Here is a 13,794-nt window from a genome sequence, read left to right on the forward strand (position 1 = left end):
CCTGTCAGCCTTCGTGGGCATTGAACATGGACTTGGCGTAGATGATGCCCAGGCCGTAGGCGCCGCCGAACTTGCTTGCGATGCCGGTCGTCATGTCGTAGGTATCGATGCGCGCCCAGTCGCGCTGCATCTCCAGCAGGTATTGCAATGCCGTGATGGGCTGGCCGCCTGCCTGGACGATACGCTCAATCGCGCGGTTGTGGGCTTCGGCGGACACGTCGCCGCAGGCGTCGGCGATGACATAGACCTCGAAGCCCTGGTCCAGCGCGGACAGGGCCGGGCCGACGATGCACACGCTGGTCCACAGGCCCGCCAGCACAATGCGCTTCTTGCCGATTTCGTTAACCTGCTTGATGACGGCGGCGTCTTCCCAGGTGTTCATGGAGGTGCGGTCCATCAGCGGCCGGCCGCGGAACGGGACGGTGACTTCCTCGAACATGGGGCCGGAAAAGCGCTTTTCGGCAACGGTCGTCAGGATGGTGGACACGCCAAAGCCGGCGGCGGCATGGGCCACCAGCGCGGCGTTGCTGCGCAGCGTGACGGCATCGATCGAATGGGTGGCAAACGCCATCTGCGACTGGAAGTCGATCATGATGAGCGTGTGGTCGTGCGGGGACAGCAGCTTGGCGCCGGGCGTGGGGGTCGCATTGATGGGCATGGATGACTCCTTCGGTTGCCATGAATGTGGGACCCGCGCAATGTGCCAGCCGGCCGGCCTGCCGTATTGAACGATAGTCCGCCGGTTTGTAGATTGTGATTGCGGCGGCGTTGCCGTCCTGACTCAGGAGAAACCCATGGGCCTGGCTTTCCAGAACGAACTGCATGACGATTTCGGCACGCGGCCGGTCGCTTACATGTCCTACGGCGGGGCGGATCTGGGAGAAATCCTGGCGGTGGGCCGCGCGGTGGGTAGCGGCGACGACACCGCGTTCTTCGAGGCCTGGATGGCGGCGGGCGACCGTCTGGCCGCCGAGGCGCAAGACGCTGAACGCCGCAACCTGCTTGCCAGCGCGCGTGAACTGCATCTGCGCGCCAGCGCCTTCTATTCGACGGCTTACCGGCCCTTGTACGGCGCGCCCACGGACGCGCGGCTGCTTGCGGCCTTTCGCAAGCAGATGGCGGCGTTCGACCGGGGACTGGCGCTGTCCGCGCATCCGGTCAGGCCGATGCGCATTGCGCTGGACGGTGCGCACATGCCTGCCTATCTGGTGCCGGCTGCGGGTCAAGAGTCCGAAACGAGGCCGCTCGTCATCTTCACCAACGGTTATGACGCCACGGTGACCGACATGTACTTCGCGAGCGCCGTCGCCGCCGCACGCCGGGGCTACCACGCGCTGGTGTTCGACGGCCCCGGCCAGGGCGGCATGCTTTACGAACAGGGCGTGCCCATGCGTCCCGATTGGGAGACGGTGGTGAGGGCGGTGGTCGATTGCGCCGTCGCGCTGCCCATCGTCGACGCAAGCCGCATTGCCCTCAGCGGCTGGAGCCTGGGCGGGCATCTGGCGCCACGCGCGGCGTCGGGCGAACCGCGGCTTGCGGCCTGCATTGCGGACCCCGGGCAATGGAGCGTCGCGGGCCTGTTCCGGCCGCTGGCGGTCAAGCTCGGCGCCAGCCCGGAAAGCGCGGCGAACATGGGTGAACTGGAAGCGCCCGTGATGGACCGCCTGTGGCAATTCGTCTCGTCCAATCCGGCGCTCACGTGGAAGGTGGTGCAACGCGGTTTCTGGGTGCACGGCGTGGACAATCTGCGCGACTACCTGCGCGCGGTGGAGCGATTCACCCTGGACGGCCGCATCGAGGGCATCACCTGTCCCACCCTCATGACACTGGCCGAAAATGACCCGCTTGCTGCCGGCACCCAGCAGTTCTTCGATCAGTTGCGTTGCCCCAAGACCCTGCTGCGCTTCACGGCGCAAGAGGGCGCCGGCGACCATTGCGAATCGGCGAACCGGTCGCTCTTGAACCGCCGCGTGCTCGACTGGCTGGACGGGGTCTTATAGGGCGCGAAGGCGGGCTGCCTATAATTGCATCCGATCCCCGCTTTCTGACGGCAGCCCTGCCGTGCCTCATGTCGACTTTGCCCTTGCGCGTGCTGTCGGTGATTCCACCGATGACGCAGCTGAACACTCCCTATCCGTCCACCGCCTATCTGACCGGCTTCCTGCGGTCGCGCGACGTCACTGCGTTCCAGGAAGATCTGGCGCTGGCCCTGGTGTTGCGCCTGCTCTCGGCCGACGGCCTGCGGGCCGTGGCAAGCCGCATCGACACGCTGCCCCTTGAAAAGCACACGCAGCCCATCCAGGCATTCGTCGCCATGCAGGCGCGCTATCTGGCCACCATCGGCCCGGTGATCGCCTTTTTGCAGGGCCGCGATCCCACGCTGGCGCATCGCATTGCGGGGCGCAACTACCTGCCCGAAGGGCCGCGCTTTGCGACGCTGGACGTCTACATGGACGAGGACGGCGGCGATCCGCTGGGCTGGGCGTTCGGCGCGCTGGGGTTGCAGGACCGGGCCAAACACCTGGCCACGCTGTACCTGAATGACCTGGCCGACGTGCTGCGCGACGCGATCGATCCGCGCTTCGAGTTCGTGCGCTATGCCGAATCGCTTGCGGGCAGCCAGCCAACGTTCGACCCGCTGGCCGAGGCGCTGGACGCCCCGCTGAACCTGGTGGACGAGACGCTGCGTGAACTTACCGAGGCCGCCCTGGCGCGCCATACGCCGACGATGGTCCTGTTGTCGGTGCCGTTTCCGGGCGCGGTGTACGCTGCCTTCCGTATCGCGCAGGCCATCAAGGCGCAGGACCCCAGCATCGTCACCGTGCTGGGCGGCGGCTTCGTCAACACCGAATTGCGCGAACTGAAAGACCCGCGCGTATTCGATTACTTCGATTTCGTCACGCTGGACGCTGGCGAGCGTCCGCTGCTGGCGCTGCTGGAACACGTGCAGGGCAAGCGGTCGCGCCAGCGCCTGGTGCGCACCTTCGTGCGCGATGCCGACAGCGGCGCGGTGCGCTACATCAACCTGGTCGAGCCCGACGTCGCATTTGCAGAAGTGGGCACGCCCACGTGGGACGGCCTGCCGCTGGACCGATACCTGTCGCTGCTCGACATGCTGAACCCGATGCATCGGCTCTGGAGCGACGGCCGCTGGAACAAGCTGACCGTCGCGCACGGCTGCTACTGGAAAAAGTGCAGCTTCTGCGACGTGGGGCTGGACTATATCGGCCGCTATGAGGGCGCGTCGGCCTCCGTGCTGGCCGATCGCATCGAAGCCATCGTGGCCGAGACCGGGCAGACGGGTTTTCATTTCGTCGATGAAGCTGCGCCGCCCAAGGCGCTCAAGGCCCTGGCCGCCGAGCTGATCGAACGCAACACCGGGATTTCCTGGTGGGGCAACATCCGCTTCGAAAAGACCTTCAGCCCGGAACTGTGCGAACTGCTGGCCGACAGCGGCTGCATTGCGGTTTCCGGCGGCCTGGAAGTTGCCTCGGACCGGCTGCTGAACCTGATGAAAAAGGGCGTGTCGATCGACCAGGTGGCGCGCGTGACGCGTGCGTTCAGCGATGCCGGGGTGCTGGTGCACGCCTACCTGATGTACGGTTTTCCGACGCAGACCGTGCAGGACACCGTCGATGCGCTGGAGTACGTGCGCCAGCTATTCGAAAACGACTGCATCCAGAGCGGGTTCTTCCACCGTTTCGCCTGTACGGTGCATTCGCCGGTGGGCCAGAATCCGGACGAATACGGCATCAAGCTCAAACCCTTGCCCGAGGTCACGTTTGCCAAGAATGACGTTGGCTTTCATGACCCCACGGGCGTGGATCACGACGCGCTGGGCAAGGGCCTGAAGAAGGCCATCTACAACTTCATGCACGGCATCGGGCTGGAAGAGGACGTGCGCAGCTGGTTCCCGTTCAAGGTGCCACGCACGACGGTCGCGCGGAACCGCATTGCGCGTGCGTTGAACCAGCGCGGCTGATGCCGCCGCCGGTCAGGCCGCCGGCGGGGCCTCCTGCACGGTGGAAAGCACGGGCTCGGCCGCCTCGGCGCCGGGCACCGCGTGGGTCAGGTCCTCGGTCATCTCGTGGTCCAGCGCGCCCTGGAACAGGTCTTCGGTCACGCGCAGTTCCACCCCCACCGGCGACATCTGCGCGGCCGCTGCAAAGGGCGCCACCGGCGCCGGCGCAGGGCGCTCGTTGCGGCGCCAGACGAAAAAGGTGACCAGCCCAAGGTTGAGCAGCGCAAAGCACCAGAACAGACCCGCTTCGCCGAACTTCGTCATCACGGGCGAGATGGCCAGCGGGCTGAGCGCCGAGCCCAGCGAATTGATGAGCAGCAACCCCTGGATCATGCGCACCAGCGCGTCGGCGGGCGCGCGATCCGCCGCATGGCTGACGGCCACCGGATAAATGGCAAAGACGCCGCCGCCCAGCAGGAACAGCAGCGGCATTAGCAGCGGCGAGGCGGGCGGCAGCAACAGGATCAGCACGCTGAGAACGGCGCAGAACACGGCCAACGCAATCAGCACCACCTGCCGGTCGCGCCGGTCCGACCAGCGCCCCACCGGATACTGCAGGACCATGGCGCCCAGGATCACGGCGCCCATCATCTTGCCGACCTCGGCAACGTCCAGCCCAATGCGCTGCAGATACAGCGGCAGCAGCGTGTAGACGGCGGCAATCGCGACACCCGACCCAAAGCAGCCCATCACGCCCGTGGGCGTCATGCGCGCCAGGTGCTGCGGCAGCAGCGGCTCGACGCGCTCCACCAGGGGCGAGACGCGCGGAATGATGACCATGGGCATCACGGACAGCGACGCCAGCAGGCCGGCCACCATGAACGGCGGCATGGGGCCCAACTGGGTGATGGCGCCCAATTCCAGCTGGCCCAACATGCCCGAGCCATACAGCGCGATCATGTACAGCGCCAGCAGCCGCCCGCGCACCTTGGCGTCGCCCGCCAGCAACAGCCAGCTTTCCACGACCAGGAAGACGCCCACGCTCGCCCAGCCGTTGATCAGACGAAGCACGAACCAGGCTTCGCGGTTGAAGATCAGTCCCTGCAGCAGCACCGTCACGGCGATGAGCGAGGCAAAGCTACTGTAGGCGCGGATATGGCCGATGCGCAGGATCAGGCGGTCATTGAAGATCGCGCCCAGCGTCAGGCCGATGAAGTACGACGACGAAATGATGCCGATGACGGTGGCCGACTCGCCGGCCGCATCCAACTGCAAGGTCGTCAGGGAAGAAATGAAGGCGTTGCCGATGCAGACAACGAACAAGCCAAGAAGGGGCCCGAGCACCAGGCCCAACAACTGCCGAGACATGAAATCCTCGATTTCCAGAACAGCACAAAGCATCCGGTGCGACCGGACAAACGATCAATGGGGGGTGGGGGGATGCGTCATGGTTCGCCTGGCTTGGGGAGGGCAATGCCATGCGCTTGGGCGCGGGCCGGGCGTCGCTGGGCGCGCGCGGCGGGAATCCGGCGCGGATTGTAGCGCTGAATGCGGCGGCGTCCCGGCGCGCCCGGTGGGGGGTGACCGGTGTTGTCCGGTCGGCGCGATGCGCCCTGCATCAAATCCTCGATAGAAAGACGTGAATATCGGATTGATCCGAGTAAATCAGAGTATTTGTGCTCGATATTTACTCGGAAGAGTTTTCTAGCATGAACCCCCTAATGCGAACGTCCTGCGTCGACTGCGACCGACTGGAATTGGCCGCGCCGCTTCCCGTCCACTCGCAGCGCGTAATGACGTTGCAGGTTTATCAGCCAATCCATGCAAGGGGGGCAAATGCGTTCAGGGTGCGATTCTGTGGAAAGCGGCGTGCAGGCGGTTTCAAAGGCAACCGGTCAAGCCAAAGTAAAAAATTCCATATTCACCGATCGCGGAAACTCTGGACCAAGTGCTTTCAAACGCCGCCGCCGGCACCGAGCAAGGTATCGGCAGCCGCCAGTCCAGCACCTACCACCTCAACGCCGGGATCAAGATCATTTTCTAGCGATTCAGGATCAACACGTCCGGTGATTAGTTCACCACGTAATTCTTGGCCTCGGCCTCGCCGGCCCATTTGCGCAGGGCCGAAATGAATTCCGGGCACACATTGCCGTCCACGCTGGTATCGACAATGACGCTGTCTTTCATGCGCATCAGCACCTTGCATTCGTATACGCGCGTGCGGTTGGCATAGTGGCCCGTGGTGTTGGTCTGAAATACCGGCGTGGGCGCCGCATTTCTGTTGCCGGGGATCATGCCCACGACCTGTTGGCTGCTGCTGTCCACGACCCATTCCGTGTACGGAGCGGACTGGAAGTCGGACCATTCCAGTTCCATGGTGTTACCGACCGCACGAATCTTGGAGGGCTCGCCCAGCGCCGCGATCGCGTCGTCGATGGAGCGGCCTTCCATGTTCTTGGCCACGTTCACGCTGGGCGAGAACGACAGCCCGGACTTGAACACCTGACTGAGCGAGGGCAGGGTGGAGCTTCCGCCTGTCGGCATCGGCGCGCAGCCGGCCAGACCCACCGCGGCAAGCATGCCCGTGAACAGGAGAATCGGTCCGCAGTTTCGGTTGGAATGCTGAGGCGACTTCATGTGTGTTGTCCAGGTTCCCGAGCCGACCGGCCTCGATCGGACGAGGGGCGGGCCGCTTGTTTCTGTTCGTGACGGAGCGCCGGTGAAGCGGCGCCCGCTGCGCAGGGTGACGCAGGTCGAGGCAACGATCCCCCGCGTCGTGAAGTGCGACATTTTTACCGAAAAAAGGGGCCAGATTTCATCAGGCCATGTGTGAATTTTGTTACCTAATATGCCGCAACGTCGCTGCATACAGGGACGGAACCGGTGCAGCCTGCGCTAAGATCGTCCCCGCCTAATCCACTGGACTTCGTGACGATCATGCTCGCTCGCTTTCAATTCCTGATCCGCGCCGCATTTGCCGCCCTTGCCCTGGTGGCGGGGCTGGCCTCACCGACGGCGCATGCCGAAAAGCTCTACGGTGGCATTGCCACCGACGGCAAGCATTCGCGGATTTACTGGGTGTTGCCCGAAACCGGCGGCAAGGCGGCGGAAGCGGCCGCGCTTGCCGAATGCCGCAAGGCGGGCGGCAAGGAGTGCAAGGTGCTGAGCTGGTTTTCCGACAGCTGCATGGTATACGCCCGCAATTCCGTCCAGGATCTGTTTCCGGGCAACAGCGTGTCGCCAGAGATGGCGGCCAAGAAGGCGATACGCCGCTGCACGGCCGGCAGCCCCGACGGGAAGTGCCGGTTGACCACCATGCCGCTGTGCGTGGGCCCTGGCTACAGCGCCGCCGACATGCGGGCGCCCCTGCGGGCCTCGAAAGCCGAGCTGGAAAGTCTGTCCGCGAAGTTGAACCAACGAGAATACTGGGGCGCCATCGCCGAAAACGACACCGGCGGACTGGTGTACTCGGATGGCTATCCCAACGAAAAGGACGCCCTGTCCAAACTGTTGGAATGGGAAGACTGCAAAGACTGCCGCAAGGTGCTGACGTACACGGACAGCTGCGTGGGGATGGCCTGGGCCAAGGGGGCCAAGGGCCGCGGCACCAGCTTCACGGCGCTCAATCCCGATCCGAAGGCCGCCCGCGACGAGTCGCGCGCGACGTGCACGGCCAAGACCGGCAGCCCGGCCTGCGTCGCCATGGTGCGTTGTTCGGGCCGCGCCTATATCGATGGCTATGCCGGCGAGGACGAAAAGCCGAACTAGGCGCCGTGGCCAAGGCTGCTCGCGGCCAGGCAGCCCGAAGCGACAGGCAAAAAAAAGGAAGGCGGCGCCTTCCTTTTTTTGTTTTCACCGGACGATCAGCCCTTGATGAACGCCAGGAGGTCGGCGTTGATCACATCCGCGTGGGTCGTCAGCATGCCGTGCGGAAAGCCGGGATAGACCTTCAGCGTGCCATTCTTGAGCAGCTTGACCGCCAGGCGCGACGAGTCGTCGATGGGCACGATCTGGTCGTCGTCGCCATGCAGCACCAGCGTGGGTACCGTGATGGCCTTCAGGTCTTCGGTCTGGTCGGTCTCGGAGAAGGCCTTGATGCCTTCGTAATGCGCCTTGGCGCCGCCGTTCATCCCTTGGCGCCACCAGTTGTTGATCACGCCCTGCGAGACCTTGGCGCCTTCCCGGTTGAAGCCGTAGAACGGGCCGGCGGCCACGTCCAGGAAGAACTGCGCGCGGTTGTCGGCCAGGGCCTTGCGGAAGCCGTCGAACACTTCGATGGGCGTGCCGCCGGGATTGGACTCGGTCTTGACCATGAGCGGGGGGACGGCGCTGACCAGCACGGCCTTGGCGACCCGGCCCTGCGGCTCGCCATGGCGGGCGACGTAGCGGGCGACTTCGCCGCCGCCGGTGGAGTGGCCGATGTGCACGGCGTTGCGCAGATCCAGGTGCTGGGCGACTGCGGCAGCGTCGGCCGCGTAATGATCCATGTCGTGGCCGTCGCTGACCTGGGCGGAGCGGCCGTGGCCGCGGCGGTCGTGCGCAATGACACGAAAGCCCTGGGCGAGGAAGAACAGCATCTGGGCGTCCCAGTCATCGCCGGACAGCGGCCAGCCATGGTGGAACATGATGGGCTGGGCCGTCTTGGGGCCCCAATCCTTGAAGAAGATTTCAACGCCGTCGGGGGTAGTGATCGTGCTCATGTCGGGTTCTCCGGGGTTAGTTGGACCGCAGGGATAGACTAGGGCCTTATGCGCTGCCGGGAAATCCTACGCTGGGCTTGGCGTGTCATACGAAGGTATAAGCGGGGTTTGGCGCCGGATGTGTCCAAACCGCCACCACCGGCTATCGGGCGGGCTGGCAGCCTTGCAATGCGTGCGCCACGCACCGCGCCATCGCTTCGCCGTCAACCGGCTTGTCCAGGTAGGCACACGCGCCCAGCGCGAGCAGCCGCTGGCGCGCCGCCTCGGTGGGAAAGGCGGTCATGAAGATCAACGGGAACCGGCGCCCGGCCGCGATGAGCTCGGCCTGGAGCTGATCGCCCGTCATGGGCGACATCTGGACATCGGTGATCATGCAGTCAGGCTCTTGGGCATGCGCGTCGTTCAGGAATTCGGGGCCCGACCCGTAGGCCCGAACCTCGTAACCAAGCGAGCGCAGCAGGCTGGAGAGCGCGATCCTGACCCCATCGTCGTCGTCGACAACCGCGATAGTGGGAATGTGGTTCATATCAGAAAATCCTTCGGGCCGGTCGGGTCACGATACGCATCCGATGTCCGGCATGTTCCGTTATGAACCTTTGCGCCTGCCGCGGAAATCATACAGAGGTTTGTCCCAAGCGCGGGTCAGGGCGCGGAAATGCCCAGCGCCTCGGCGTGGCGGACCAGGTCGGCCAGCGACCGGACCCCCATTTTGCGCATGACGTGGCCACGGTGAATCTTGACCGTGATCTCGCTCAGGCCGATCAGGCCCGCCACCTGTTTGTTCATCAGCCCGGACACCACATGCGCCATCACCTCGCGTTCGCGCGGGGTCAGCGTCTCGTAGCGGGCGCGCAGGCCGTCCATGGCGGCATCGCGCGAACGACGCTGCGTGTCGCGTTCGATGGCGGCGGAGACGGCGTCCAGCATGTCCTGTTCGCGAAAGGGCTTGGATAGAAAGTCCACCGCGCCCGCTTTCATGGCGCGCACGGTCATGGGGATGTCGCCGTGCCCGGTGATGAACACGATGGGCAGATCGATGCCTTGGCGCACCAGCTGATCCTGGAAATCCAGGCCGCTGATGCCCGGCAGGCGCACGTCCAGGACGATGCAGCCCGGCGCGTCGGGAATCTGGGTCTGCAGCAGTTCGGCGGGCGAGGCGCACAAGGTGGTGCGCAGGCCAATCGATCGGAACAGGCTGTCGAGCGAGGCGCGGACGCTGGCCTCGTCGTCGACGACGATGACTTGCGACTGCGGGGCGGCGGCTGCGGCGCCGCTGGCGGTGCGGGTGTTCATGCGGAAGGATCCCCCTGGGTGGCGGCGAGTGTCAGCGTGAATGCGGCGCCCGCGCCGGGCGTGTTGTCGACGGTAAGGCTGCCGCCATGAGCCTGCGCCGTGGTGCGGCAGATCGGCAGGCCCATGCCCATGCCTTGCGGTTTGGTGGTGAAAAATGGATCGAACAGGCGTTCCAGGTCGCCAGGCGCGATGCCGGGGCCAGTGTCGCGCACCGTGACCGCGACGCGCCCGTCCTCGTGGCGGCGCGCGCCGACGGATAGCTGGCGGGCCTGAAACTGGCCGGCCATGGCCTGGCTGGCGTTGACCATCAGATTGACCAGCACCTGCTGCAGCTGGATCCGGTCGCCCATGACGGGCGGCAGGCCCGGTTCAATGTCGACGTTCAGCGCCACACGCTCGCGGCTGAGCTCGTGCGCGACCAGGCGCGTGGCTTCCTCGATGACGGCGCCGATGTCCAGCGCGGCCTGCTGCACCGGCGCCTTGCTGAGGAACGCGCGGATGCGCTTGACGATTTCGCTGGCGCGCCGGCCTTCGGAGATGATGCGCTCCATGGCCAGCTCGACCTCATGCAAGTCGGGCTGCGGACGGCGTAGCCATCGCATGCCCGCGTCGCCGCTGGTGACGACCGCCATCAGCGGCTGGTTGACCTCGTGCGCGATGGACGCGGTGAGCTCGCCCAGGGTGGCAACGCGCGCGGCGTGCGCGAGTTCGGTCTGCGCCAACAGCAGCGCGTCCTGCGCCTGCCGGCGTTCCGTGTTGTCCACCACGAAAACCAGCACGGCGCCGTTCACGTCGTCGGCGGGCGGAAACGTGATGGTGAACAGCACCGGCACGCGCGCGCCGTCCGCATGCACGACTTCGGTTTCGCCTTCGTGAAAGGCGTCGCCCTGGGCAAACGCCGTCAGCGACCGCGCGAACATGCGGTCGTCCTCGCAGAGAATGTCGTCGACCGAGTACGGTCCGGGCTCGCCGGCCGGGCGGCCCACCATCGCCAGGAAGGCGGGATTCATGTCGTCGACCTTGGTCAGCTTGCGGACCTGGCCGATGAATTCGGGATGGCGCGCCAGATGGGCGGTGAGGGCGGAGCCGTCCATGAGGCCCAAGGCGGTCAATTCGGCGCGCACGGCGCGCCAGTCTTCCTGGATGACGCCAATGCGGCTGGCGTCGAACATGCGGCGGTAGCGCCGTTCGCTGCTGACCAGCGCGGTGTAGGCGGCCTTGCGGTCGGTGACGTCGCGGTGCGTTTCCATGACGCCGGTGACGCGTCCATGATGATCGCGCTGAAGCACCCAGCGGCTTTCCAGCACCAGCGTGGCGCCTGCCTGCGTCTTCTGTTCAAGCGTGCCGTCCCAGCTGCCGGTGGCAAGCAGTTCGGCCTCGATGGCTTCGCGCCGGTCCGGATAACGCGTCTGCAGCAGCTCATCGGCGACGCGGCCCAGGGCCATGCTGGCGGGCCAGCCATAGGTGTCTTCGGCGGTGCGGTTCCAGAACGTGATCACACCCTGGTGGTCGCGCACGAAGATCATGTCGTGCGACAGGTTGAGCAGCCGCGCCTGCGATGCGAGCCTGCGGGTGGCGCTTTGGTTTTGCAGCGCCAGCAGCGCGGTGATGCCGATGGCGGCCAGGCTGACCAGCGCGCGGGCGGTGGGCGAGCCCACGTGGTTCAGGCCGTGGGAATTCAGATAGGCCGCGATGGTGAGCAGGATGCCGCCCGCGCCCGCCACGATGATGTCCAGGCGCCGCGAGGTGCGCGCGGCAAGCAGCACGACCACCACATAAAGCACGGCCACGGCGCCGTCAAAGTCGGTGAAGGTGTCCACCAGCGCAATGGCCAGCGCCAGCAGCAGGGCGGCGGCACGGAACAGGAACTGCATGCGGCGCATGCCCGTGGTCTGCGGCGCGCCGGGACGCGCCGGTTGCGGCGGCTGGCCTGACGCGCTGCCGAGTGTCGACGTGAGCAAGATCCACCTCTGGGTAGGGGCGCGCGGGTCGGGCGGAAATCCAGGGGCGCGCAATGAGACCCGCACATTATCAGCCATCTTTGAAAGAAAACACCCGTATTTCCTGGGTAAACCTTCGTATGGCTGGAGAAAACGATGAGCCGATTTTGCCGGCGCGGCGCCGTGGCTATTCTGGTTTCCATCGGGAATCGATACCCGATTCGTGAAGCCAACCCGGAGAATTCCATGAACGATCTTTCGCTTCAAACCCGCATCACCGCTCCCCTGCGCACGCCCACCGATCTAGGCGCCGAGGCCAGGGTCGACATCGCCGCCGCCCTGACGGGCCTGCTGGCAGACATGTTCGCGTTGTATCTGAAGACCAAGAACTTTCACTGGCATATGTCGGGCCCGCACTTTCGCGACTATCACCTGATGCTCGACGAGCAGGGCGACGAGATCTACGCCACCACGGACGTCATTGCCGAACGCGCCCGCAAGGTGGGCGGCACCACGCTGCGTTCGATCGGCCACATCCAGCGCCTGCAGCGGCTTGCCGACAACGACGCCGACTACGTGACCCCTGAGGACATGCTGGCCGAACTGGCCGACGACAACCGCCGCCTGACGGGCTTTCTACGCGCCACCCACGCCGTGTGCGAGGCCCACAACGACGTCGCCTCGACCAGCCTGATCGAGAACTGGATCGACGAGGCCGAACGCCGCACGTGGTTCCTGTACGAGTCGACGCGCGCACAGCGCTGATTCCGAGCCGGCCCGCGGCCGTCCAGACCCTTGCGCCGCGTACGGCGCGTCCAGGAGACGATTCCATGTCACACGACTACCCCGCGGCCGCCTTGCCAGCCGGCACGGCCGCCCCGTCCTTCGCCTTGCCGGCCACGCCGGACCAGACGGTTGCGCTGGAAGAACTGCGCGGCCGGCCGCTGATCCTGGCGTTCTACCCCGCGGACTGGAGCCCGGTCTGCGGCGACCAGATGGCGCTTTACAACCAGATCCTTCCCGAATTCCACAAGGCGGGCGCGCAGCTCGTCGGCATCTCGGTGGACGGCGTCTGGTGCCACGCTGCGTTCGCGGCCGACCGCAGGCTTCATTTCCCGCTGCTGGCCGATTTCGAACCGAAGGGCGAGGTTGCCCGGCGCTACGGGGTCTACCGCGAACCGGAGGGCATCGCCGAGCGCGCGCTCTTCGTGATCGATGCAGAGGGTGTCATCCGGTGGAGCTACGTGTCGCCGCTGGGCATCAACCCGGGCGCCGACGGGATCCTGGACGCGCTCGACAAACTGGCCCCCGCCTTGCAAGGAGTGCAATCATGAGCCGCTTGTTCATTCCCGTGAATGCGCAGGACCACATCCAAGGGCTGGATACCGCGCCCGTGACGCTGGTGGAGTATGGCGATTACGAATGCCCGTATTGCGGCGAAGCCTATCCGGTCTTGAAGGCCGTGCAGCGCGCGCTGGGGGACCAGATGCGCTTCGTGTTCCGCAATTTCCCGATTTCGGAGCTGCATCCGGACGCCGTCGCGGCCGCTGAGTTTGCCGAGGCGGCCGCGCAGGCGGGCAAGTTCTGGCAGGCGCACGACATGCTGTACGAGCGCCAGCATGCCCTGACGCAAAACGACCTGTTCGCCTACGGTCAAGAAATAGGCCTGTCGGCCCAGGTGCTTTACCGCGCCTTCGGCGGCGCGTTCGATTCCAAGATCGAGGTGGACTTCAGCGGGGGCGTGCGCAGCGGCGTGAACGGCACGCCGGCCCTGTTCATCAACGGCGTGCGCTATGACGGGGCAAGGGATGCCGACACGCTGGTCGCCGCGCTCACCGCGGCGGCACGAGAGGCCGCGGTCCACGCGTGAGTGAGGCAAGGCCCCGCATCCGGCGGTCTC

The 13,794-nt window shown here is 65.7% G+C and carries 13 protein-coding genes; 6 read left to right on the forward strand and 7 right to left on the reverse strand.

What is annotated here, in order from left to right; translation table 11 throughout:
- Positions 1-4: 4 nt before the first annotated feature.
- Entirely contained in the window at positions 5-658 is a 654-nt protein-coding gene (locus HV786_RS16260; RefSeq protein WP_128828309.1) for a hydrolase, read from the reverse strand.
- Positions 659-794: 136 nt separating this feature from the next.
- Between HV786_RS16260 and HV786_RS16265 the strand changes: the two genes are divergently transcribed.
- On the forward strand, positions 795-2,000 hold the full coding sequence (locus HV786_RS16265) for an alpha/beta hydrolase family protein (RefSeq protein ID WP_128828310.1): 1,206 nt from the start codon (positions 795-797) through the stop codon (positions 1,998-2,000).
- A gap of 68 nt (positions 2,001-2,068) precedes the next feature.
- Positions 2,069-3,982: a B12-binding domain-containing radical SAM protein gene (locus HV786_RS16270; RefSeq protein ID WP_128828311.1), complete on the forward strand. Its 1,914-nt coding sequence runs from the start codon at positions 2,069-2,071 to the stop codon at positions 3,980-3,982.
- Between the two features lie 12 nt (positions 3,983-3,994).
- On the opposite strand, the gene HV786_RS16275 is transcribed toward HV786_RS16270, so the two are convergent.
- Together HV786_RS16275 and HV786_RS16280 are read right to left on the reverse strand one after the other, a co-directional pair.
- Entirely contained in the window at positions 3,995-5,329 is a 1,335-nt protein-coding gene (locus HV786_RS16275) for an MFS transporter (protein WP_128828312.1), read from the reverse strand.
- Between the two features lie 702 nt (positions 5,330-6,031).
- Positions 6,032-6,598: a hypothetical protein gene (locus HV786_RS16280; RefSeq protein WP_128828313.1), complete on the reverse strand. Its 567-nt coding sequence runs from the start codon at positions 6,596-6,598 to the stop codon at positions 6,032-6,034.
- A 300-nt stretch (positions 6,599-6,898) separates the two neighbouring features.
- Here HV786_RS16280 and HV786_RS16285 point away from each other — a divergent pair, with 300 nt between their 5' ends.
- Positions 6,899-7,729, forward strand: a complete 831-nt coding sequence (locus HV786_RS16285) for a DUF4189 domain-containing protein (RefSeq protein WP_218895186.1) — start codon at positions 6,899-6,901, stop codon at positions 7,727-7,729.
- Positions 7,730-7,824: 95 nt separating this feature from the next.
- Here HV786_RS16285 and HV786_RS16290 read toward each other — a convergent pair whose 3' ends face one another.
- The 4 genes from HV786_RS16290 to HV786_RS16305 form a co-directional block, all read right to left on the reverse strand.
- On the reverse strand, positions 7,825-8,661 hold the full coding sequence (locus HV786_RS16290) for an alpha/beta fold hydrolase (protein ID WP_056318536.1): 837 nt from the start codon (positions 8,659-8,661) through the stop codon (positions 7,825-7,827).
- Between the two features lie 142 nt (positions 8,662-8,803).
- Entirely contained in the window at positions 8,804-9,187 is a 384-nt protein-coding gene (locus HV786_RS16295; protein ID WP_128828314.1) for a response regulator transcription factor, read from the reverse strand.
- 116 nt (positions 9,188-9,303) lie between these two features.
- Positions 9,304-9,954: a response regulator transcription factor gene (locus HV786_RS16300; RefSeq protein WP_128828315.1), complete on the reverse strand. Its 651-nt coding sequence runs from the start codon at positions 9,952-9,954 to the stop codon at positions 9,304-9,306.
- The gene (locus HV786_RS16305) at positions 9,951-11,915 is read right to left on the reverse strand and encodes a PAS domain-containing sensor histidine kinase (protein ID WP_217284663.1); all 1,965 of its coding nucleotides are present in this window, start codon (positions 11,913-11,915) and stop codon (positions 9,951-9,953) included. Before HV786_RS16305 ends, HV786_RS16300 begins: the two co-directional genes overlap by 4 nt.
- Positions 11,916-12,140: 225 nt before the next feature.
- Here HV786_RS16305 and HV786_RS16310 point away from each other — a divergent pair, with 225 nt between their 5' ends.
- The 3 genes from HV786_RS16310 (at position 12,141) to HV786_RS16320 (ending at position 13,764) form a co-directional block, all read left to right on the forward strand.
- Positions 12,141-12,659: a Dps family protein gene (locus tag HV786_RS16310; RefSeq protein WP_056318539.1), complete on the forward strand. Its 519-nt coding sequence runs from the start codon at positions 12,141-12,143 to the stop codon at positions 12,657-12,659.
- 65 nt (positions 12,660-12,724) lie between these two features.
- Complete coding sequence (locus HV786_RS16315; protein ID WP_128828316.1) at positions 12,725-13,228, forward strand: redoxin domain-containing protein; 504 nt, start codon at positions 12,725-12,727, stop codon at positions 13,226-13,228.
- Positions 13,225-13,764, forward strand: a complete 540-nt coding sequence (locus HV786_RS16320; protein WP_128828317.1) for a DsbA family protein — start codon at positions 13,225-13,227, stop codon at positions 13,762-13,764. Before HV786_RS16315 ends, HV786_RS16320 begins: the two co-directional genes overlap by 4 nt.
- The last annotated feature ends 30 nt before the right edge of the window (positions 13,765-13,794 follow it).

The organism is Achromobacter mucicolens, from assembly GCF_902859725.1.
Lineage (GTDB): Bacteria > Pseudomonadota > Gammaproteobacteria > Burkholderiales > Burkholderiaceae_B > Achromobacter > Achromobacter mucicolens.